Source organism: Aureimonas sp. AU4, from assembly GCF_001463765.1.
Lineage (GTDB): Bacteria > Pseudomonadota > Alphaproteobacteria > Rhizobiales > Rhizobiaceae > Aureimonas.
On the sequence record NZ_BBWK01000027.1, the window covers coordinates 95,043 to 115,157 of the forward strand.

20 protein-coding genes are annotated in these 20,115 nt (G+C 67.1%); 9 read left to right on the forward strand and 11 right to left on the reverse strand.

Features of this window, described 5'->3' with window-relative positions; all coding sequences use genetic code 11:
* Positions 1–191: 191 nt before the first annotated feature.
* From flhA to AUL35_RS09365, 9 genes are all read left to right on the forward strand, one after another.
* Complete coding sequence (flhA, locus tag AUL35_RS09325; RefSeq protein ID WP_062014310.1) at positions 192–2,297, forward strand: flagellar biosynthesis protein FlhA; 2,106 nt, start codon at positions 192–194, stop codon at positions 2,295–2,297.
* The gene (locus tag AUL35_RS09330) at positions 2,294–3,049 is read left to right on the forward strand and encodes a flagellar biosynthetic protein FliR (RefSeq protein WP_062014312.1); all 756 of its coding nucleotides are present in this window, start codon (positions 2,294–2,296) and stop codon (positions 3,047–3,049) included. The genes flhA and AUL35_RS09330 overlap by 4 nt, the downstream gene beginning before the upstream one ends.
* Positions 3,046–3,447 (forward strand): hypothetical protein, encoded by a 402-nt coding sequence (locus AUL35_RS09335; protein WP_062014314.1) that lies wholly within the window; start codon positions 3,046–3,048, stop codon positions 3,445–3,447. Before AUL35_RS09330 ends, AUL35_RS09335 begins: the two co-directional genes overlap by 4 nt.
* A 94-nt stretch (positions 3,448–3,541) precedes the next feature.
* Positions 3,542–3,955, forward strand: a complete 414-nt coding sequence (locus AUL35_RS09340) for a rod-binding protein (protein ID WP_062014316.1) — start codon at positions 3,542–3,544, stop codon at positions 3,953–3,955.
* A 65-nt stretch (positions 3,956–4,020) separates the two neighbouring features.
* Positions 4,021–4,371, forward strand: coding sequence for a hypothetical protein (locus AUL35_RS09345; RefSeq protein ID WP_062014318.1), 351 nt, complete (start codon positions 4,021–4,023; stop codon positions 4,369–4,371).
* Positions 4,368–4,853, forward strand: coding sequence for a hypothetical protein (locus tag AUL35_RS09350; protein WP_062014320.1), 486 nt, complete (start codon positions 4,368–4,370; stop codon positions 4,851–4,853). Before AUL35_RS09345 ends, AUL35_RS09350 begins: the two co-directional genes overlap by 4 nt.
* A gap of 93 nt (positions 4,854–4,946) precedes the next feature.
* Positions 4,947–7,052, forward strand: coding sequence for a DUF1217 domain-containing protein (locus tag AUL35_RS09355; protein ID WP_062014322.1), 2,106 nt, complete (start codon positions 4,947–4,949; stop codon positions 7,050–7,052).
* Positions 7,053–7,110: 58 nt separating this feature from the next.
* Positions 7,111–7,362: a hypothetical protein gene (locus AUL35_RS09360; RefSeq protein ID WP_062014324.1), complete on the forward strand. Its 252-nt coding sequence runs from the start codon at positions 7,111–7,113 to the stop codon at positions 7,360–7,362.
* Positions 7,363–7,485: 123 nt separating this feature from the next.
* Positions 7,486–8,262, forward strand: a complete 777-nt coding sequence (locus tag AUL35_RS09365) for a Crp/Fnr family transcriptional regulator (RefSeq protein ID WP_062014325.1) — start codon at positions 7,486–7,488, stop codon at positions 8,260–8,262.
* Between the two features lie 14 nt (positions 8,263–8,276).
* On the opposite strand, the gene glpK is transcribed toward AUL35_RS09365, so the two are convergent.
* The 11 genes from glpK to AUL35_RS09420 all read right to left on the reverse strand — a co-directional run bounded on the left by glpK (position 8,277) and on the right by AUL35_RS09420 (position 20,035).
* Positions 8,277–9,767 carry a glycerol kinase GlpK gene (gene glpK / locus AUL35_RS09370; RefSeq protein ID WP_062014327.1) on the reverse strand — a complete coding sequence of 497 codons (1,491 nt, stop codon included), beginning with the start codon at positions 9,765–9,767 and terminating at the stop codon, positions 8,277–8,279.
* An 82-nt stretch (positions 9,768–9,849) separates the two neighbouring features.
* On the reverse strand, positions 9,850–11,622 hold the full coding sequence (locus AUL35_RS09375) for an ABC transporter substrate-binding protein (RefSeq protein WP_062014329.1): 1,773 nt from the start codon (positions 11,620–11,622) through the stop codon (positions 9,850–9,852).
* 98 nt (positions 11,623–11,720) lie between these two features.
* A complete protein-coding gene (locus AUL35_RS09380) occupies positions 11,721–12,002 on the reverse strand; it encodes a DUF2160 domain-containing protein (protein WP_062014331.1) in 282 nt (93 codons plus the stop codon).
* A 64-nt stretch (positions 12,003–12,066) separates the two neighbouring features.
* Positions 12,067–12,879, reverse strand: a complete 813-nt coding sequence (locus AUL35_RS09385) for a carbohydrate ABC transporter permease (RefSeq protein ID WP_062014452.1) — start codon at positions 12,877–12,879, stop codon at positions 12,067–12,069.
* Positions 12,880–12,974: 95 nt separating this feature from the next.
* Positions 12,975–13,862: a carbohydrate ABC transporter permease gene (locus tag AUL35_RS09390; protein ID WP_062014333.1), complete on the reverse strand. Its 888-nt coding sequence runs from the start codon at positions 13,860–13,862 to the stop codon at positions 12,975–12,977.
* Positions 13,863–13,868: 6 nt separating this feature from the next.
* Positions 13,869–14,951 carry an ABC transporter ATP-binding protein gene (locus AUL35_RS09395; protein WP_062014335.1) on the reverse strand — a complete coding sequence of 361 codons (1,083 nt, stop codon included), beginning with the start codon at positions 14,949–14,951 and terminating at the stop codon, positions 13,869–13,871.
* A gap of 12 nt (positions 14,952–14,963) precedes the next feature.
* Positions 14,964–16,046: an ABC transporter ATP-binding protein gene (locus tag AUL35_RS09400; protein ID WP_062014337.1), complete on the reverse strand. Its 1,083-nt coding sequence runs from the start codon at positions 16,044–16,046 to the stop codon at positions 14,964–14,966.
* Between the two features lie 60 nt (positions 16,047–16,106).
* The gene (gene glpD / locus AUL35_RS09405) at positions 16,107–17,615 is read right to left on the reverse strand and encodes a glycerol-3-phosphate dehydrogenase (protein ID WP_062014338.1); all 1,509 of its coding nucleotides are present in this window, start codon (positions 17,613–17,615) and stop codon (positions 16,107–16,109) included.
* 83 nt (positions 17,616–17,698) lie between these two features.
* Complete coding sequence (locus AUL35_RS09410) at positions 17,699–18,481, reverse strand: DeoR/GlpR family DNA-binding transcription regulator (RefSeq protein WP_062014341.1); 783 nt, start codon at positions 18,479–18,481, stop codon at positions 17,699–17,701.
* Between the two features lie 67 nt (positions 18,482–18,548).
* Positions 18,549–19,352, reverse strand: a complete 804-nt coding sequence (locus AUL35_RS09415) for a transglutaminase family protein (protein ID WP_062014343.1) — start codon at positions 19,350–19,352, stop codon at positions 18,549–18,551.
* A gap of 158 nt (positions 19,353–19,510) precedes the next feature.
* Positions 19,511–20,035 (reverse strand): hypothetical protein, encoded by a 525-nt coding sequence (locus tag AUL35_RS09420; protein ID WP_062014346.1) that lies wholly within the window; start codon positions 20,033–20,035, stop codon positions 19,511–19,513.
* Positions 20,036–20,115: the final 80 nt, after the last annotated feature.

Consider the following 20,115-nt stretch of genomic DNA (forward strand, 5'->3'; position numbering starts at 1 on the left):
GCTTCCAGGCTGTCGCCCGGTTCAGGCGATGGATGAGCAGCCGGGTTTCCGGTTCCGCCGAGCCGCGTGACCCCCAATCCCCGCAGAGCCGTCCAGCCCTGCAAAAGTTAACGCGTCGATAACCGGCTCGCGCCGATAGCCCGGAATGGGTACGCTATTCGACCCTCGGCCGCGCCGTTCGCGAGGACCCGATGACCGCCGACACGATGAAGCTTGCCGGACCCGTCTCGAAGCAGGGGGCGGCGGTCCGCTCCTCGCGCGATATCGGCTTTGCGATCGGCATCGTGGCGATCCTCGCCGTCCTCTTCGTCCCGATCCCCGCCTTCGTGATCGACATCGGCCTCGTCCTGTCGATCGCCCTGTCGATCCTGATCCTGATGGTGGCGCTCTGGATCGAGAAGCCGCTCGACTTCTCGGCCTTTCCGACCGTCCTCCTGCTCGCCACGATGCTGCGCCTGTCGCTCAACATCGCGACCACGCGCGTGATCCTCAGCCACGGCGACCAGGGCCACAACGCGGCCGGCTACGTGATCGGCGGGTTCTCGCAGTTCGTCATGGGCGGCGACTTCGTGATCGGCATCGTGGTCTTCATCATCCTGATCACGGTGAACTTCCTCGTCATCACCAAGGGCGCGACGCGTATCGCCGAGGTCGGCGCGCGCTTCACCCTCGATGCCATTCCCGGCAAGCAGATGGCGATCGACGCGGACCTTTCCGCCGGCCTCATCGACGAGAAGCAGGCGCAGACGCGCCGGCGCGAACTGGAGGAGGAGTCGAGCTTCTTCGGCTCCATGGACGGTGCCTCGAAGTTCGTGCGCGGCGACGCCATCGCCGGCCTCATCATCACGGCCGTCAACATCTTCGGTGGCATCATCATCGGCGTCACGCGCCACGGAATGGACGCCGGCCACGCGGCCGACGTCTTCGTGAAGCTGTCCGTCGGCGACGGTCTCGTCACGCAGATTCCTGCGCTCGTCGTCTCGCTGGCCGCCGGCCTTCTCGTCTCCAAGGGCGGGACGCGCGGCGCCGCCGAGAAGGCGATTATGACGCAGCTCGGGCATTACCCGCGCGCGCTCATGGTGGCCGCGTGCCTCCTCGGAGTGCTGGCGCTTCTTCCGGGCCTGCCGTTCCTGCCTTTCGCCGCGGTGTCGGGTGGTCTTGCGGCGCTCGCCTACGCCATCCCGCGCCAGCGCGCCGAAACGCAGCGACGGGCCGACGAGGAGACCGCCGAGCGCGAGGCGAAGGCGATCGAGGCCGAGCGCCAGTCGGTCAAGGAAAGCCTGCGCATCATCGAGGTCGAGCTGGTGCTCGGCAAGCAGCTTGCCGCCCATCTCAACTTCTCGCGCGACGAGTTGGCCAACCGCGTCGGAAAGATGCGGCGGCGTTTCGCCTCGCGCTACGGTTTCGTGATCCCGGAGATCAAGCTCTCGGACGATCTCGGCGTCGATCCGCGCTCCTACGAGATCAAGGTCCATGGGACGACCGTCGCGACGCAGGCCGTGCGGCTCGGCGACCGTCTGATCGTGCTCGGCGAAAGCCCCGCTCCCGACATTCCGCACGACCTGACGCGCGAGCCGGCCTTCGGCCTGCGCGCGGCCTGGATCTCGGAGACCTTCTCCGCGGCCGCGCGTCGCGCCGGCTTCGAGCCCGTCGACACGCTCTCGGTGATGCTGACGCATCTCTCGGAGGTCCTGCGCAACAACCTCGCCCAGCTTCTGTCCTACAAGGACATGCGCTCGCTGCTTGACCGGCTCGAGCCCGAATACAAGCGCCTGATCGACGAGATCGTGCCCTCGCACATGAGCTATTCGGGGCTGCAGGCCGTCCTCAAGCTGCTCCTGGCCGAGCGAGTCTCGATCCGCAACCTGACGCTGATCCTCGAGGCCGTGGCCGAGATCGCGCCCCATGCCCGCCGATCCGAGCGCATCGTCGAGCACGTGCGCACGCGCATGGCGCAGCAGATCTGCGGTGATCTCCTTCACAATGGGCAGCTTGCGGTGCTGCGCCTCGGCAACCGCTGGGATCTGGCCTTCCACCAGGCGCTCAAGCGCGATGCCAAGGGCGATGTCATCGAGTTCGACATCGACCCGCGCCTCGTCGAGCAGTTCGCGGGCGAGGCCTCGAAGATCATCCGCGAGAAGACCGAGCAGGGCGAGAACTTCGTGCTCGTCGCCTCGCCGGACGCGCGCCCCTACGTGCGGATGATGATCGAGCGGATCTTCGTGAACCTGCCGGTCCTGTCGCATCTGGAGATCGCGCGCGGCGTCGACATCAAGGCCCTGGGCTCGATCTCGTGACGGCCGAGACGCAGGCGACGATCATCGCCGCCTTCCTGATCTTCTGTCGCGTCGGCGCCTGCCTCATGCTCCTGCCGGGCTATGCCAGCGTGCGCATTCCCTCCCAGGTCCGCCTCTTCATCGCCGTCGCGCTCTCGCTTGCGATCTCGCCGGGGCTCATGCCCACGATCCGGCCGATGGTGCTCGGCGCGAGCGACGACATGCGCATCGCCATGGCCATGGGCGAGCTTCTTACCGGGCTCCTGATCGGGCTTCTCGGCCGCGTCTTCATGGCGGGACTGCAGTTCGCCGGTTCGCTCGTCGCCAGCGCGATCGGCATGGGCCAGACGCTTGGCGTGCCGATCGAGGACCAAGAGGCCGTGCCGGCGCTGGTCACGCTCGTCACCATGACCGCGACGGTGCTGATCTTCTCGCTCAACCTCCATGCCGAGATCGTCAAGGCGCTCGTCGCGTCCTACGGGCCGATGCCCGTCGAGCGCGGCTTCGCGATCCGGGCCGCGCTGGCCTCGCTGGTCGACAATCTCGACGAGACCTTTCGGCTCTGCCTGCGCATATCGAGCCCCTTCGTGGTCTATGCGGTGGTGGTGAACTTCGCGATCGGCCTCGCCAACAAGATGACGCCGCAGATTCCCGTCTACTTCATCTCCTTGCCCTTCGTGCTCGCTGGCGGCCTCGTGCTCCTGGGTTTCTCGGTGCGCGAGTTCCTGACGATCTTCATCGAAGCCTATCGCAGCTGGGTCCTGTTCGGATGAGCGCGGGGCGGGCCGATCGCCTGGCGCGCGTGAAGGCGGTTCTCGATCAGAAGCGCCAGCTTGCGGAATGGAACCAAGCGCGTTGCCGGCGAGAGGAGGCGGAGCGCGAGGCCTTGAGCGTCGAGCTCCTCCAGACGCTCGGCGATCAATCCATGATGCAGGGCCTCTTTCTGGAGGCCAAGGCGAACGCCATCCGTCGCAACGACGCGGAGCTGGCGGCGGCCCGGCTCGCCACGGAACGGGCGACGGCTCTGGCGCGCGAGGCCGGCGCGACGCAGAAGCGCGTCGAGCGTGCGGAGGGGCGTGCCCGCGTGGAGGAGACATCCGCCAAGGAGCGCGCGAGCCTTCTCGACATCCTGGACGACCATCTGGCCGCGCAGGCCATGCGGCGGCTCTGAAGCGCCCGCAAGCTTCGAATAAGTGGAAACCTGTATCCCGATCGACACGACAGGTTCGGCATTCACCGGACCCAAGCCGAATGCAGGATTGCGAATGACGAGCGTCAACTCCATCTCCGCGGCCCAGGGCGCCACGCCGGCCTCGCCGGTACGCGCTGAGGCGTCGGTTGCGAGTGCGGGCGCGGCGAACAACGGCTTCGCCGCCGCGATGACCGAGGCCGAGGCCGAGGCCGCGCGCCACGCGCCCGCGACATCGGATCCCCACTTTCGTCATCAAACCTCGAAGAGCGGCGAACTGAAGCCCGAGCAGGCCTTCGAGAGCTTCGTGCTGCGCTCCTTCATCGAGGAGATGCTGCCCAAGGAGAACAAGGCGGTCTTCGGCTCGGGCACGGCCGGAAACATCTGGCGCTCCATGCTGGCCGAGCGCATCGCCGACGAGATGGCGGCGGGCGGCGGCATCGGTATCGCGAAGGCGATCTCGCGCGACGCGGCACCGAAGGCCGACTGAGCGCACGCGCCTCGACACCCCATTCGACCACGTCGGCTCCGGCCGCACAGGAAGGACATACGCAGTTGGAAGCGGTTCTCACCCAAGCCATCAATCGCCTCGAAGCTGTGCTCGCCGGCGAGACCATGGCCCTGCAGGCCGGCGACCACGTCGGCCTCGGCGACATCGCCAACCGCAAGAACCAGAGCCTTCTCGAACTCTCCCGCATCTCGCGCGGCCTCGACGCCGCCGCGATGAGCGACGGACTGCGCGGTCGGATCGGCACCTTGCGTTCGCGCCTCGACGACAACCGGCGCCTCCTGGAGCTTCACATCGAGGCGACGACCGAGGTGGCGGGCCTGATCGCGCAGAGCATCGCGGACGCGGAATCGGACGGCACCTATGCCGTCACGTCGCGGGGCGTCGCGGTCAAATGATCAAGGTTCTGGCGATCGGGCTGTGGGTCTGCGCGGCGACGCTTGGCTCGAGCTGGCTGGCGGCGAACCTTCGCGCGAGCGAAGCGCCCCAGGCGCCCAAGAAGGCCGACTTCTTCGAGGGGCTGGACTACCGCAAGACCGACAGCATCGCCGTACCCTTGATCGCCGACAACGCGATCAAGGGCTACGCGCTGGCGCGCTTCGTCTACACGATCGACGGCGCGCTCGTGGCCTCGCTTGCCGTGCCTCCCGAACCCGTCATCATCGACGAGGCGTTTCGCGCGGTCTACTCGGTCTCGGGTTTCGATTTCGACCATCCCGAGCGCTACGATCTCGCGGCTCTCGTCGCCTCGGTGAAGTCCGCCGTCAACGCACGCTACGGCCGCGACGTGGTCGAGGACGTGATGGTGGACCAGTTCGACTTCCTTCCGAAGTCGCCGCTCGGCGTCAACGCCGAGGTGAAGGCCGCGCAGCTACCGTAAGGCTCTCGTTAACCCTTCCGATACGGGAGGGGTGGTAGAGCATCGGGAAGCCTTTGCCCACCGGACAGCCGTCCGCCCCACGATGGCGCGCCCATGATCTCGACGCTTCTCAACTACCGGCTCTACACCAACAACATGGCTCGAACGCTCGAGCAGGTGGCGGGCCAGGCACAGACCGAGCGGGCCAAGGCCTACTACGACAGCCACATCGGGGGCGTGGCGACGGTCGACGAGTTCCTCGCCGACTACAAGCTCTACTCCTACGCCATGAAGGCCTACGGGCTCGAAGACCAGATCAGCTCCAAGGGGCTGATGCGCAAGGTGCTGCAGAGCGACCTGACCGACAGCAACAGCTTTGCCAACAAGCTGGTCGACAAGCGCTACCAGGCCTTTGCAAAGGCCTTCGACTTCTCGTCCGGCACCAAGGACCCGCAGGCGCAGACCACGGCCCAGACGGCGCTCGTGACCGAAGCCTATACCGAGCGCCTGTCGCGCACGGGTCCGGCCGCCGCGCAGGCCGCCGCCGGCTTCACGGCCGCCGTCGCGGGCGCGACCAGCCTCGACGGACTTCTCTCCAACCGGGCCAATGTCGACTTCGCGCTGCGGGCGGTCGGGATCGACGATCCCTCGCTGTTTTCGACGGACTACGTTCGATCGGTGCTGCAGGGCTCGGCCCCCAACCCGATCCCCGCCGGCCTCGCGGACTTGAAGGCAAGGCTGGCCGATGCGACGACCCCGGCCAAAAAAGCCGACATCGTGTCCCGTCTCGTCTACGACTACTACAACGAGACCGGGAACAGCTCGACGCCTGGCGCCGCACAGGCCAACGTCGACTACTTCAGCCAGAAGGTCACCACGACCCAGACGGCGGCGTCCTTCGTCGCCGACACCCGCCTTCTCCAGACCGCGCTGACGGCGGTCGGCTTCGAGCTCACCGGCTACTCGGCAGACTTCGTCCTTCCGCTTCTCAAGGATGTGACCGCGATCGACCGCCTGACCGGCGTCTCCGATACCGACAAGGCTCGCTTCCGGACGCTGAACGGGCTCATGGGCTTCGATGCCTCAGGCAACCCGGCCAGCCGTGCGCCGGATGCCATCGGCACGCTGACCGGCCGCTACCTGCAGAACTACGCGACCGCGCAGACTGGCAAGGACAATCTCGCGACAAAGGTCTACCTGACCACGATCAAGGACGTCGGGTCCGTTTCCGACCTCACGGGCAAGGCGGTGGAGAGCCTGCGCTATGCCATGCGCGCGTTCGACATCGATCCCGCCACCGTCTCGCTCAACAAGCTCCGTGCGGTTCTGACGAGCGACCCGTCGGATCCCAAGAGTTACGTCTCGAAGCTGAAGGACGAGCGCTTCTCCAAGCTCGCCGCCGCGTTCAACTTCGGCACCGACGGCAAGGCCGGTCCGACGCAGGGCGTCCAGACCACCGCGCAGCAGACCCAGACCGGAACGCTCTACGCCGCCTCGTTCGGGACCAACGTCTCGACCTCGCAGAAGGCCCTCATCAAGTCCGCCACCGAAGACTACCTGACGGGGATCTCCAAGGCCTACTCGCTCGATTCCCTGCTCGCCGACAAGAAGACCGTCGCCTATGCGCTGAAGGCCTATGACGTCGAGAACAAGAGCATGTCGACGGCGGAGCTGCGCAAGATCCTGACGAGCGACCTGTCGGACCCCAAGAGCTACGCCAACACCCAGTCCGACAAGGCCATCGTGAAGTTCGCGGCGGCCTTCCAGTTCGAACCGGACGGCTCGGTGCGAGAAGCCGGGCAGGGGATCCAGCTCGGTGCCGCGAAGCTCGCCACCGACAATCTCTACCTCCTGCAATCTTTGGAGGAGAAGGCCGGTGAAACCAGCGAGGGCACGCGTCTCGCGCTCTACGCCCTGCGGACTGCGCCCACCATCACATCGGCCTACGGCATCCTCGCCGACAAGGCGCTGTTCCAGGTGGTGCGGACAGCGCTCGGATTGCCGGAGGGCATGGCGTCCGCCGACATCGAGACGCAGGTGCGGGTCCTGGAATCCAAGCTCAACGTCAAGGACTTCGCCGACCCGAAGAAGCTGGATCGGTTCATCGCGCGCTTCGCGGCGCTCTACGATGCGCAGAACACCGACGCCTCGCAGAATCCGATCCTGCAGCTCTTCGGCGCTTCGTCCTCGGCCGGCAGCGGTATCGCGTCGCTGCTATAGAAGCGGAACTTCTGCCGGGAGCATTCCTTCCTCTTCCGAGCGAGAGAGGAAGGATCCCATGTCGAACACCCAGACGAACCGCCTGAACGATGCCCAGCTCGACGCCGACATCAGCGTCTTGGGCGACGACAGCCAGGGCGAGCCCAAGCTGCCGCGCCTCGGCGACGCGCCCGCGCCGACCTCCGGGGAAGGGCTGAACCAGGCCGTGGACGCCCCGCAGGACCGGGGCTCGACGGCCGTGTCCGCCGACGGGCAGCGCGCGGCACACGAAGCGACGCGCGACGTCGTCGACGGCTACGGAAAAGCCTGATCTCACATACCGCGGTAATATGTCGGCGGCCACAGATTCTCCGGCCGCCGACGGGGGTCAAGCGGCTTGCCCGTCCCGGACCCGTCCGGCACATGACGACGCCTCTCCAACGATAGGGTCCTCATGTCCGACCGCGATCCGTTCATCCTCAAGCTCGAGACGTTCGCGGCCCTCGACGAGGGCGACCGGGATCTGCTCCGCGACCGCTGCCGGCGCATCGTCGCCATGCGCGCAAAGGAAGAGATCGTTCAGGAGGGCGCAGATCCGCAGGTCGTCCATCTCGTGCTTTCGGGTTTTGCCTGCCGCTACAAGATCCTCGCCGACGGCAGCCGTCAGATCGTCGCCTTCCTTCTGCCCGGCGACTTCTGCGATCTCCACGTCTTCATCCTCGACGAGCACGACCACAACATCGCGACGCTGACCGACTGCCGCCTGGCGCTGCTGTCGCGCGAGGACGTCACCGCGCTTTGTGGTCGGCCGCGCGTCGCACGCGCCCTTTGGTGGTCGACGCTGGTCGATCAGGCGATACTGCGCGAATGGCTTCTCAACATCGGCCGCCGCTCGGCCGAGGAGCGCGTCGCCCATCTCCTTTGCGAGCTACTGGAGCGTCTTCGAAACGTCGGCCTCGTGTCGGCCGACAACAGCTTCAAGCTGCCGGTCACGCAGGGCGAACTCGCCGACACGCTCGGCCTTACCGTCGTCCACGTCAACCGCATGATCCGCAACCTGCGCGACATGGACCTGATCGCCGTTTCAGGTCGCCAGATCATGGTGCCCGACGTCGAGGGGCTCAAGCGCTTCTGCGGCTTCCGGGCCAACTACCTCCACCTGGAGCGCGACAGATCGCGCCCCGACGATGCGCTGGCGGAAAGCGAAGCCTTCGCCATGCGCGTCGACTGACGCACCCCGGGCGCTCAGCCGTTGGTCCGCGTCCGCTGCACGGCGTCGGCCCAGCCCTTGAGCTTCTGCCCCCGCCGAACCGGATCAAGGGTCGGTTCGAAGCGGCGCTCGAGGTTCCAGCGCTCGGCGAAACCGTCCATGTCGGGCCAGACGCCGGCCTGCCGGCCCGCCAGCCAGGCGGCGCCCAGCGCCGTCGTCTCGAGGACGGTCGGGCGGTCGACCGGCGCGTTCAGGAGGTCGGCGAGGCGCTGCATGGTCCAGTCGCTGGCGACCATGCCACCGTCGACGCGCAGCACGGTCTCGCCGGCGGCGGGCCAGTCGCGACGCATGGCGTCGAGAAGGTCGGCCGTCTGGAAGCAGACGGCCTCAAGCGCCGCCCGAGCGAACTCGTCCGGTCCGGTATTGCGCGTCAGGCCGAACATCGCGCCGCGCGCCTCGGCGTCCCACCATGGCGCGCCGAGGCCCGTGAAGGCGGGCACGAGATAGACGTCCTGCATCTCGTCGGCGCGCGCCGCCATGGCGCCGGTCTCGGCGGCCCGTTCCACGATGCGCAGACCGTCGCGCAGCCATTGCACGGCGGCGCCCGCGATGAAGATCGAGCCCTCGAGCGCGTAGGTCGAGCGGCCGTCGAGGCGATAGGCGAGGGTGGACAAGAGGCGGTTGCCCGAGCGAACGCGCTCGTGCCCGGTATTCAAAATCGCGAAGCAGCCCGTGCCATAGGTCGCCTTCATCATGCCGGGCTTGAAGCAGGCGTTTCCAAGCGTCGCGGCGTGCTGGTCGCCCGCCATGCCGCCGATGCGGATCGAGCCGCCGAAGAGCGCGGGCGCCGTTTCCCCGAAGTCGGCGGCGCAGTCGCGGACCTCCGGCAGAAGCGCCATAGGCACGCGTAGTAGGGCACAGAGCTCTTCGTCCCAAGCGTTCGCGCCGGTGTCGAAGAGCATGGTGCGCGCGGCGTTCGTCGCGTCGGTCGCATGAACGCGCCCGTCCGTCAGACGCCAGAGAAGGAAGCTGTCGATCGTGCCGAAGGCGAGCGCGCCGCTCTCGGCCCGCGCCCGCGCGCCCGACACGTTGTCGAGGATCCAACTGATCTTCGTGCCCGCGAAATAGGGGTCGATCACGAGGCCGGTGCGTTCGGCGACCAGCTCCTCGGCACCGCTCTCCACCAGTTCGCGGCATCGCTCGCTGGTGCGGCGGTCCTGCCAGACGATGGCGTTGTGGATGGGCCGGCCGCTCTCGCGGTCCCAGATCACCGTTGTTTCGCGCTGATTGGTGATGCCGAGCGCGCTGATGTCGCCGGCCGTCAGCGAAGCATCGGCGAGTGCCGCCTTCACGGTGGCCACGGCGCTGGACCAGATGGCTTCCGGATCGTGTTCCACCCATCCCGAGCGCGGCAGGATCTGCGGGAACTCCTGCTGCGAGACGCCGACCACGCGGAAACTGTCGTCGAAGACGATGGCGCGCGTCGAGGTCGTGCCCTGGTCGATCGCAAGGACGTAGCCGGACATCGGGTGGCACTCTCCGTAGGTGAGGTGATGCGAGAAGGGCCGGGATCGCTCCCGGCCCTTCCTGTTGTCGGTCGGCGTTCGCTTACTTGGCCGGCGCGGAGACCGGAGTGGCGGCGGGCGCGGCGGCGTTGGTGTCCGCCCAGCTCTTCACCAGCTCGTCATAGCTGACGGTCTGGCCCTTCTCCTTCTCGTTCTCCTTCTTGGGCTGGGGCGCGAGCGTACCGGCCTTCTTGGCCTCCTCGACCCAGTAGGCCATGTCATGCTCTTCGTTGAGCTTCGGCCCCTTGTCGCCCTGGACGCCGGCGCGCTCGAGGCGCTGCATGACGCGCTCCTGCTCCTGGCAGAGCGAGTCCATCGCCTCCTGCGGCGTCTTGTTGCCGGCCGCCGCGTCGCCGATCGCCTGCCACCAGAGCTGCGCGAGCTTCGGATAGTCGGGAACGTTGGTGCCGGTCGGCGACCACTGCTTGCGGGCCGGCGAGCGGTAGAACTCGACGAGGCCGCCGAGCTTTGGCGCGCGCTCGGTGAAGCTCTTGTCGCGGATCGTCGACTCGCGGACGAAGGTGAGGCCCATATGGCTCTTCTTCACGTCCACCGTCTTGGAGGACACGAACTGCGCGTAGAGCCAGGCGGCCTTGGCGCGGTCGGTCGGGGTGGACTGCATCAGCGTCCAGGAACCGACGTCCTGATAGCCGAGCTTCATGCCCTCGACCCAGTAGACGCCGTGCGGCGAGGGCGCCATGCGCCACTTCGGCGTGCCGTCTGCGTTGACCACCGGCAGGCCCTCCTTCACGGCATCGGCGGTGAAGGCGGTGTACCAGAAGATCTGCTGGGCGACCTCGCCCTGCGCCGGCACAGGACCGGATTCCGAGAAGTTCATGCCCTGGGCGACCGGGGGCGCGTACTTCTTCAGCCACTCGAGATACTTCTCAATGGAGTAGACTGCCGCCGGGCCGTTGGTGTCGCCGCCGCGCGCCACGCACGAGCCGACCGGCTGCGACTTGTCGTTGACGCGGATGCCCCACTCGTCGACCGGCAGACCGTTCGGAAGGCCCTTGTCGCCGTTGCCGGCCATGGAGAGCCAGGCGTCCGTGAAGCGCCAGCCGAGCGAGGGGTCCTTCTTGCCGTAGTCCATGTGGCCGAAGACCTTCTTGCCCCCGACCTCGCGGCCGGTGAAGAACTCGGCGATGTCCTCGTAAGCTGACCAGTTGACGGGAACGCCGAGGTCGTAGCCGTACTTCGCCTTGAAGTCGGCCTTGTTCTTCTCGTCGTTGAACCAGTCGTAGCGGAACCAGTAGAGGTTGGCGAACTGCTGGTCGGGCAGCTGGTAGAGCTTGCCGTCCGGGGCCGTGGTGAAGCTCGTGCCGATGAAGTCGTTGAGATCCAGTGTCGGCGAGGTGACGTCCTTGCCCTCGCCGGCCATCCAGTCGGTGAGGTTGCGGACCTGGTTGTAGCGCCAGTGCGTGCCGATCAGGTCGCTGTCGTTGACGTAGGCGTCGTAGATGTTCTCGCCCGACTGCATCTGCGTCTGCAGCTTCTCGATGACATCGCCCTCGCCGATGATGTCATGCGTCAGCTTTATGCCGGTGATGTCCGAGAAGGCCTTGGCCAGGACCTTGGACTCGTAGTCGTGGGTCGTGATGTTCTCGGAGACGACCTTGATCTCCATGCCGGCGAAGGGCTTCGCGGCATCGATGAACCACTGCATCTCCTTTTCCTGATCGGCGCGCGACAGGCTGGACAGATCCTTGATCTCGCCATCGAGGAACTTGGTAGCCGCCGCCATGTCGGCGAAGGCCGGCGAGGCCCCGAGCGTGAGCGCAAGGCCCGCCGCCGTCATCATCCAATGCTTCTTCATGTTTCCCTCCCCAGGGCATGGTTGATCCGGTGACCTTTGATCCCGACCGCGCGACCGGCGACGCGCGGCGGTTTCATGCTGCCCGTCCGAGCCGAAGCTCAGACGAAGCGAAAGACGAGAAGCGCGTAGAGGGCGCAGACGCCGAGCGCCCACCAGAGCGGCAGATCGGTGAGGCCGAGCCAGGCGAGGCATATGAAGGCCGAGCCGAGCAGCGACACGAAGAGGCGGTCGCCCCGCGTCGTCTCGAAGCGAAGGACGCCGAAGCGCGGTCCCCCGCCGGGCGAGGCGATCTCCCACACGCCCATCAGTGCGATCAGGGCGGCGATCGCCACGAAGAAGAGGGCCGTCGGCCAGGTCCAGGCCATCCAGGCGAAGCTCATCGCACGCTCCCGCGGTCGAAGCAGTTGACGGTGGTGTTGGGAAGGAACGGGCGTGAACGATGCATCAGACCCTCCCCAGGGCGAAGCCCTTGGCGATGTAGTTGCGCACGAACCAGATCACGATCGCGCCCGGAATGATGGTGAGGACGCCGGCCGCTGCCAGGACGCCCCAGTCCATGCCCGACGCCGAGACCGTGCGCGTCATGATGGCCGAGATGGGCTTGGCGTCGGTGACCGTCAGCGTGCGGGCGATCAGAAGCTCGACCCAGGAGAACATGAAGCAGAAGAAGGCCGCCACGCCGATGCCGCTCGCGATCAGCGGGGTGAAGATCTTGAAGAAGAAGCGCGGGAACGAGTAGCCGTCGATATAGGCGGTTTCGTCGATCTCCTTGGGCACGCCCGACATGAAGCCTTCCAGGATCCACACCGCCAGCGGCACGTTGAAGAGGCAGTGGGCGAGCGCCACCGCGATATGCGTGTCGATCAGGCCGAACGCCGAGTAGAGCTGGAAGAAGGGCAGGGCGAAGACCGCTGGCGGCGCCATGCGGTTCGTGAGCAGCCAGAAGAACAGGTGCTTGTCGCCGAAAAAGCGGTAGCGCGAGAAGGCGTAGGCCGCCGGCAGCGCGACCGCTACCGAGATCACCATGTTCATGACGACGTAGATGATCGAGTTGACGTAGCCCATGTACCAGGACGGATCGGTGAAGATCGTCCGGTAGTTCGCGATCGTGGGGTCGCTCGGCCACAGCGTGAAGGTGCCGACGATCTCCTGGTTCGTCTTGAAGCTCATGTTGACGAGCCAGTAGATCGGCAGGAGCAGGAAGAGGATGTAGAGGGCGGGGATGAGCGCCTTCGGCCGGAAGCCGCCGGAGGCCATGCGCGAGCGGGCCTTGAGCGCGGCCTCGGAATGGAGCGCGGGCGGGATCGGCCCGGCGCCCGGCGCCTCCGCGAGACCTGGAGCGGTGGCGGTGCTCATGCGGCGTCTCCCCGGTGCGGCCTGTCGGTGCCCGCATTGGTCATCACGGTATAGAAGACCCACGACAGGAGGAGGATGATCAGGAAGTAGACGAGGCTCATGGCCGCCGCCGGACCGAGGTCGAACTGGCCCACCGCCATCTTCACGAGGTCGATCGAGAGGAAGGTCGTGGAGTTGCCGGGGCCGCCACCCGTCAGCACGAAGGGCTCGGTGTAGATCATGAAGCTGTCCATGAAGCGCAGGAGCACGGCGATCAGGAGCACGCGTCCCATCTTCGGCAGCTGGATGTAGCGGAACACGGCCCAGCGCGAGGCGCCGTCGATCTTGGCGGCCTGGTAGTAGGCGTCCGGGATCGAGACGAGGCCGGCGTAGCAGAGCAGCACGACGAGGCTCGTCCAGTGCCAGACGTCCATCACGATGATGGTGATCCAGGCGTCGAGCGGGTCCTGCACGTAGTTGTAGTCGAGACCGAGCCCGGCGAGCGTGTGGCCGAGCAGCCCGATGTCGGTGCGCCCGAAGACCTGCCAGATCGTGCCCACCACGTTCCACGGGATGAGAAGGGGCAGCGCCATCAGGACGAGGCAGACCGGCACCCAGATGCCCTTCTTGGGCATGGCGAGCGCGACCAGGATGCCGAGCGGCACCTCGAGGCTGAGAATGATCCCGGAGAAGACGAGGTTGCGCCAGAGCGCGTCGTGGAAGCGCTGCGATTCCAGCACCTCCGTGAACCACTCGGTTCCTGCCCAGAAGAACTCGTTCTGGCCGAACGTGTCCTGCACGGAGTAGTTTACCACCGTCATCAGCGGGATCACGGCCGAGAAGGCCACCAAGAGCAGCACCGGCAGGACCATGAACCAGGCCCGGTTGTTCCAGGTCTTTTCCATCGCGCGTCAGGTCCTTCCGCCGACCAGCCAGGAGTCGGCATAGAGGTTGAGGGCACCGGGCTCGAAGACGACGGCAGCGTCGCCGGGAAGGGCGGCATCTTCCGCCACGACCGCCGCCAGCTTCTCGCCGCCGATGCGCGCGCGCACGATGCGCTCGGATCCGATGTCCTCGACCTTGTCGATCGTCACCGGCAAGGCGCCCGGCGAGCCCGAAGGCACGACGCGCACGAATTCGGGGCGGATGCCGAGTTCCAGCTTGCCTTGCGGCCGACTGGCCGGCGGCGAGGGCAGCACGATGCGGCCGGCGCCCAGATCGGCCTCGCCGCCCTCGATCCGGCAGGGCAGGACGTTCATGCCCGGCGAGCCGATGAAATAGCCGACGAACGTGTGGCGCGGCCGCTCGAAAAGCTCCTCGGGCGTGCCGATCTGCACGACCTCGCCGTCGTACATGACCATCACCTTCTCGGCGAAGGTCAGCGCCTCGGTCTGGTCGTGGGTGACGTAGATCATCGTGGTGCGGAACTCACGGTGCAGCTCCTTCAGCTGCGAGCGCAAGATCCACTTCATGTGCGGGTCGATCACCGTCAGCGGCTCGTCGAAGAGGATGGCCGAGACGTCGGAGCGGATGAGGCCGCGCCCGAGCGAAATCTTCTGCTTCTGGTCGGCCGTGAGGCCGCGCGCCTTGCGGTTCGCCTCGCTCATGAGCCCGAGGCGCTCCAGCATCTCGGGCACGCGTCGCTTGATCTCGGCTGTCGGAACGCCCCGGTTGCGCAGGGGAAAGGCGAGGTTCTCGGCCACCGTCATCGTGTCGTAGATGACCGGGAACTGAAAGACCTGCGCGATGTTGCGCGCCTCGGTCGAGCGATGCGTCACGTCCGCGTCGTCGAAGAGGACGCGGCCCTCGCTGGGCGTGACGAGGCCCGACATGATGTTCAGAAGCGTCGTCTTCCCGCAGCCCGAGGGGCCGAGCAGTGCGTAGGCGCCGCCGTCGTCGAACGTGTGGTCGACGCCGCGCAGCGCGAAGCTGCCGCGCGCTGCAAGCTCGGGCGTGTAGGCGTGGCGGATGCGATCGAGGCGGATGCGGGCCATGACAACCTCCGTTCAGGCCGCGAGCGGCAGAGAGGAATGATCAACGCGCCGGCCGTCCTCGTCGAAGACCAGAAGCGAGGCGGGATCGAAGTTGAAGCGCAGCGCGTCGCCTCGTTCCACGCGTCGTACGCCCGGCAGGAGGGCGACCAGGCGCGCACCGCCGCCGTCGGCATGGACGAAGGTCTGGGAGCCCGTGACTTCGGAGGTCAGGACCTCGGCGGCAAGCGAGCCCGTCGCCGCTTCGCCCTCGGCGAGGTGCAGCTTGTGCGCACGAATGCCGAGCTGGTAGCGCCCGGCGGCGAGCCCCACGCCGAAATTCGGCGGCAGGCTCAGGCCGTTCGAGCCCGTCGCGTGGCCGCCCGCCACCTCGAAGGGCAACACGTTTAGCGGCGGGTCGGAGACGATGCGGGCCGTCGCGAGGTCGGCGGGCGCGCGGTAGACGGCGGGCGTCGGGCCGAACTGCGTGACGCGACCCTCGCGCAGCGTCGCCGTGTTGCCGCCAAGCAGCAGCGCCTCGGTCGGCTCAGTCGTGGCGTAGACGAAGATCGCGCCGGAGGCGGCGAAGATGCGCGGCAGCTCCTCGCGCAACTCCTCGCGCAGCTTGTAGTCGAGGTTGGCAAGCGGCTCGTCGAGAAGCACGAGATCGGCGCCCTTGACGATGGCGCGAGCCAGCGCCGTGCGCTGCTGCTGGCCGCCCGAGAGGTTCAGCGGCGTGCGGTCGAGATAGGGCTCGAGCTTCATCAGCCGGGCCGCGCGCGAGACGGCCGCGTCGATCTCGGCGGCCGGCTTGCCGGCCACGCGCAGCGGCGAGGCGATGTTCTCGCGCACGGTCATCGAGGGATAGTTGATGAACTGCTGGTAGACCATCGCGACGTTGCGGCGCGCGACGGGCACGCCGGTCACGTCCTGCCCGTCCATGAGGATACGACCCGAGGTCGGCCTGTCGAGACCGGCCATGAGGCGCATGAGGGTGGTCTTGCCGCTCAGCGTCGGGCCGAGCAGGACGTTGAGCGATCCGCGTTCCAGGCGCAGATCGACATCCGCGACATGCACATCGCGTCCGACGGTCTTGCCGACCTTCTCCAACTGCAGCATGGGCTCCTCCCGGCGCCGCTGCGGCGCCAACCCGAACTCGTGTCGTCCCGCGTGCCGGTGCTACTGCGCCGCCACGTCCCTTCGCGATTCCAGCCGCTCCACGATCCGCCGGTCAAGCCGCGCCGCCTCGTCCCTGGCGAAGTGCAGGCCCAGCTTCGAGCGGCGCCACAGCACGTCGTCCGCGTTGCGCGCCCACTCGTGGTCGATGAGATAATCCAGCTCCGCCTCGCTGAGGCCGTGGCCGAGATCGGCTCCGAGATCGCCGCCTTCGGCGATTGCCATCGCCTTCGTGCCGTAGGCCCGCACCATGCGCCGCGCGGTCGCCTCGTCGAGACGCGGCGCAAGCTTGCGCAGGCGCGCTTCCAGGTCCGATGCCCCGCCTGTCGGGAAATCGCCGCCCGGCAGCGCGGCCGTCCCCGTCCACGGCGCGCCGCGCGCGCCGATCCGCTCGGCGATCTGGGCGACGGCATCCTCGGCCAGCTTGCGGAAGGTGGTGATCTTGCCGCCGAAGATGTTGAGGACGGGCGCCTGACCGTCTTCGCCGTCGACGCGCAACACATAGTCACGCGTCGCCTCCTGCGCCTTCGTCGCGTGGTCGTCGTAGAGCGGGCGCACGCCCGAGAAGCTCCAGACGATGTCGCTCGCGACGAGAGGCTTGGCGAAATATTCCGAGGCCGCCTTCAGGAGGTAGTCCGTTTCCTCCGGCGTGATCGCCGCCCTTGCCGGGTCGCCCTCGAAGTCGCGGTCGGTGGTGCCGACCAGCGTGAACTCGTCCTCGTAGGGGATGGCGAAGATGATCCGCCCGTCGGCGTTCTGGAAGATGTAGGCGCGGTCGTGCTCGTAGAGCTTGCGCGTGACGATGTGCGAGCCCTGGACGAGGCGGATGTTACGCGCCGAGTTCGAGCCCATCGCGCCGCCGAGCACGCGGTCGACCCACGGGCCGGCCGCGTTGACGAGGAAGCGGCAGCGATAGCGCGAGACCGCGTCGGTCTCGTGCGAACGCACGCTTACCAGCCAATGCTCGCCCTCGCGACGGGCCTCGGTCACCTCGCTGCGAACCAGGATCTCCGCGCCGCGCTCCTGCGCGTCGAGGGCGTTGAGGACCACGAAGCGCGTGTCGTCGACCCGTGCGTCGGAATACTCGAAGCCGCGTTGAAACTCCGGCTTGAGCGGCCCGGCAAGCGGTCCCGTCGTCAGGTCGACGCTGCGCGTGGCCTCCAGTTCCTTTCGGCCGCCGAGATGGTCGTAGAGGAAGAGCCCGGTGCGCAGGAGCCAGGCCGGGCGCAGGCCCTTGTGCAGCGGCAGCACGAAGCGCAGCGGGCGGATCACGTGCGGCGCGATGCGCCACAGGACCTCGCGCTCCATCAAGGCCTCGCGCACGAGCCGAAACTCGTAGTGCTCGAGGTAGCGCAGGCCGCCATGGATGAGCTTGGTGGACCACGACGAGGTTCCGCTGCCGAGGTCCTTCATCTCGGCGAGCGCGACGCTGTAGCCGCGGCCGGCCGCATCGCGCGCGATGCCGCAACCGTTGATGCCACCACCGATCACGAACAGATCGACGTCTCGCATAGCCTCCCCCGAGACTTTCGCACTGCAGCGAGTCTGGCCGCAATGCGAAACCTGAGTGAGTTAAGGCGAAACGAAACCGAAAGTCAAACGCGCTCGCCAGTATCCGGCTGGGCGGTCTCGATCAGGCGTGTGCCGTTTTCCCGGCACAGGCGGCGGAAGTCGTCGTTGGGCACACGGTCGGTGACGAAGGTCTGGATCTGCGACAGGTGGCCGACGCGGACCGGAGCGCCACGATCGAACTTGGACTGGTCCGACACGAGGATGACATGGCGGGCGTTCGCCATGATCGCCTGCGCGACGCGGACCTCGCGATAGTCGAAGTCGAGAAGCGAGCCGTCGGTGTCGATCGCCGACACGCCAATCACGGCATGATCGACCTTGAACTGCCGGATGAAGTCGGTCGCGGCCTCGCCGACAATGCCTCCGTCGGAGCGTCGGAGCACGCCGCCGGCAACGATCACCTCGATCTCGGGGTAAGGTCGCATCACATTGGCGACGTTGATGTTGTTGGTGATGACCAGGAGACCGGAATGGCGCAGGAGTGCGTGTGCGACCGCTTCCGTCGTCGTGCCGATGTTGATGAAGAGCGACGAGCCGTCGGGCACGAGATCGGCGGCGGCCCGCCCAATCAGTGTCTTCTCGGCGGCGGCCATGGCGCGGCGCGCCTCGTAGTCGACATTCTCGACCCCCGAGCCCAGCATCGCGCCGCCGTGGACGCGCTGGAGGACGCGCGCCTCGCAGAGCTCGTTCAAATCCTTGCGGATCGTCTGGACGCTGACCTCGAATCGCTGGGCGAGCTCGTCGACGAGAACGCGCCCCTGCCGGCGCGCGATGGCGAGAATTTCGGTCTGCCGGTCCGTCGTCACGCGCGCCTCCCCACGATGCGCGCGGAACGGTAAAGCGAAACCGGACCGATCGAAAGCGAAACTTCGGCTACATCTCGGTGGTGACGACCTCGAAATGGGCGAGGTTGGCCGGACCGAAGTTGGTGGAAAGAGCGACGTCGGTCGCGTCGCGCCCCGTCGCCATCAGGATGCGCCCGATGCGCGGCTTGTTGTGGCGCGCGTCGAATGTGTACCAGTGTCCGCCGAGATAGGCCTGGAACCAGGCGCTGAAGTCCATGGGATCGGGAACCTTGGGCACGCCGATGTCGCCGAGATAGCCCGTGCAGTAGCGTGCCGGAATGTTCATGCAGCGGCACAGCGTGATGGCGAGATGGGCGAAGTCGCGGCAGACCCCCGTCATCTCCGTGAAGCCGTCGTGGGCCGAGCGCGTCGAGCGGGCGTTCTGGTAGTTGAAGGCGATGCGCGCGTGGGCGAAGTCGCAGATCGCCTGGACGAGGCCCCAGCCCTTGGGGACATGCCCGAACTGGCCCCAAGCGAAATCGCCGAGCTTGTCGGTGTCGCAGTAGCGGCTGCCGAGGAGGTAGACGAGCACTTCGTCGGGCAGGTCCTGGATCTCGTGCTGACGGGCATCCCAGTTTGTCACGTCCGGCAGGCCGGTGTCGTAGATGTCGAAGCGCGTCGAGATCGTGGTGCGGCCGGGCGGGGCGATGATGCGGGTGCAGCTGTTTCCGAACCCGTCGACATAGTTCCACGACTCGATCGGGCGATCGAAGGAAAGGACCTGATCGGTCAGGAGATCGACGCGGCGCGAGGGGTGGATGTTCAGCACCAGGAGCATGGGCGTCGGCTGGAAGCAGTCGTAGCCGAGCGTGAAGCCTGCGTGAATCTTCATGCCCGTTCCACTCCGACGATCGATCCCCGCGAGTGATATAAGGGCGGATTCCTGGGGCCAAGGTCGATCGCGCGCAAAGAGATGCGCAAAGATTCCGCAGCCTGCCGCGAGGTCAGGCAGGCGGGTTCGAAGAGGCGGAAATCTGCGGCCGGTCAGTCCTATTGATGGACGACGGGCAGCGTCTCGATGTCGATGTCGCCATGCTGCGACGACAGTCGCAGCGCGGTCCCTCTGCCCTGCGACTGGGCGGCACCGGCAACGACATGGTCTTGCGTGTCGTAGACCGTCAGGTGTCCGTCGCGCTCGATCGCCAGGCGCCGCTCTTCACGGAAGACGGCGTAGCGCACGCCGTTCTGTGAGCCGGTGGCGGATGGGCTGCCGAACTCGCTCGGCCAGTCGGAGGTGTTCGGCGGGGTGGCCGATCCCGGCGACGTGGACTGCCGCCCGACAGTGCCCTTCGACAGGTCCTCCGCCAACGCGGCGACGCGCGCCTTCAGCGCGTGATCGTTCATCGCTCCGATCATCAGCATGCCGCCCTGCGACCACTGGCCCATGCCGCCGAGTTCGGGATGGCTGAACTGCGCCTGCGTCCCGCCACTGCGCCGCATCGCCTCGGCCAGCACCGAGACGGCCTCCCGGCTGAAGCCGTGCTTGAGGCCGAGCGTCTCGATCGTATCGCTCATTCGGCTTTCCCTTCACGAAGGCGTTCCGGGCCGAAACGCGCCGCGCGACCGGAGCGTTTCATCCGTCGAGCGGGCGTTCT

Excerpts from the sequence above, each read along its gene's own strand:
- flhA (WP_062014310.1), top strand. The coding sequence starts at position 192 with ATGACCGCCGACACGATGAAGCTTGCCGGACCCGTCTCGAAGCAGGGG.
- AUL35_RS09335 (WP_062014314.1), top strand. The coding sequence starts at position 3,046 with ATGAGCGCGGGGCGGGCCGATCGCCTGGCGCGCGTGAAGGCGGTTCTC.
- AUL35_RS09340 (WP_062014316.1), top strand. The coding sequence starts at position 3,542 with ATGACGAGCGTCAACTCCATCTCCGCGGCCCAGGGCGCCACGCCGGCC.
- AUL35_RS09350 (WP_062014320.1), top strand. The coding sequence starts at position 4,368 with ATGATCAAGGTTCTGGCGATCGGGCTGTGGGTCTGCGCGGCGACGCTT.
- AUL35_RS09355 (WP_062014322.1), top strand. The coding sequence starts at position 4,947 with ATGATCTCGACGCTTCTCAACTACCGGCTCTACACCAACAACATGGCT.
- AUL35_RS09360 (WP_062014324.1), top strand. The coding sequence starts at position 7,111 with ATGTCGAACACCCAGACGAACCGCCTGAACGATGCCCAGCTCGACGCC.
- AUL35_RS09365 (WP_062014325.1), top strand. The coding sequence starts at position 7,486 with ATGTCCGACCGCGATCCGTTCATCCTCAAGCTCGAGACGTTCGCGGCC.
- glpK (WP_062014327.1), bottom strand. The coding sequence starts at position 9,767 with ATGTCCGGCTACGTCCTTGCGATCGACCAGGGCACGACCTCGACGCGC.
- AUL35_RS09375 (WP_062014329.1), bottom strand. The coding sequence starts at position 11,622 with ATGAAGAAGCATTGGATGATGACGGCGGCGGGCCTTGCGCTCACGCTC.
- AUL35_RS09380 (WP_062014331.1), bottom strand. The coding sequence starts at position 12,002 with ATGAGCTTCGCCTGGATGGCCTGGACCTGGCCGACGGCCCTCTTCTTC.
- AUL35_RS09385 (WP_062014452.1), bottom strand. The coding sequence starts at position 12,879 with ATGGCCTCCGGCGGCTTCCGGCCGAAGGCGCTCATCCCCGCCCTCTAC.
- AUL35_RS09390 (WP_062014333.1), bottom strand. The coding sequence starts at position 13,862 with ATGGAAAAGACCTGGAACAACCGGGCCTGGTTCATGGTCCTGCCGGTG.
- AUL35_RS09395 (WP_062014335.1), bottom strand. The coding sequence starts at position 14,951 with ATGGCCCGCATCCGCCTCGATCGCATCCGCCACGCCTACACGCCCGAG.
- AUL35_RS09400 (WP_062014337.1), bottom strand. The coding sequence starts at position 16,046 with ATGCTGCAGTTGGAGAAGGTCGGCAAGACCGTCGGACGCGATGTGCAT.
- glpD (WP_062014338.1), bottom strand. The coding sequence starts at position 17,615 with ATGCGAGACGTCGATCTGTTCGTGATCGGTGGTGGCATCAACGGTTGC.
- AUL35_RS09415 (WP_062014343.1), bottom strand. The coding sequence starts at position 19,352 with ATGAAGATTCACGCAGGCTTCACGCTCGGCTACGACTGCTTCCAGCCG.
- AUL35_RS09420 (WP_062014346.1), bottom strand. The coding sequence starts at position 20,035 with ATGAGCGATACGATCGAGACGCTCGGCCTCAAGCACGGCTTCAGCCGG.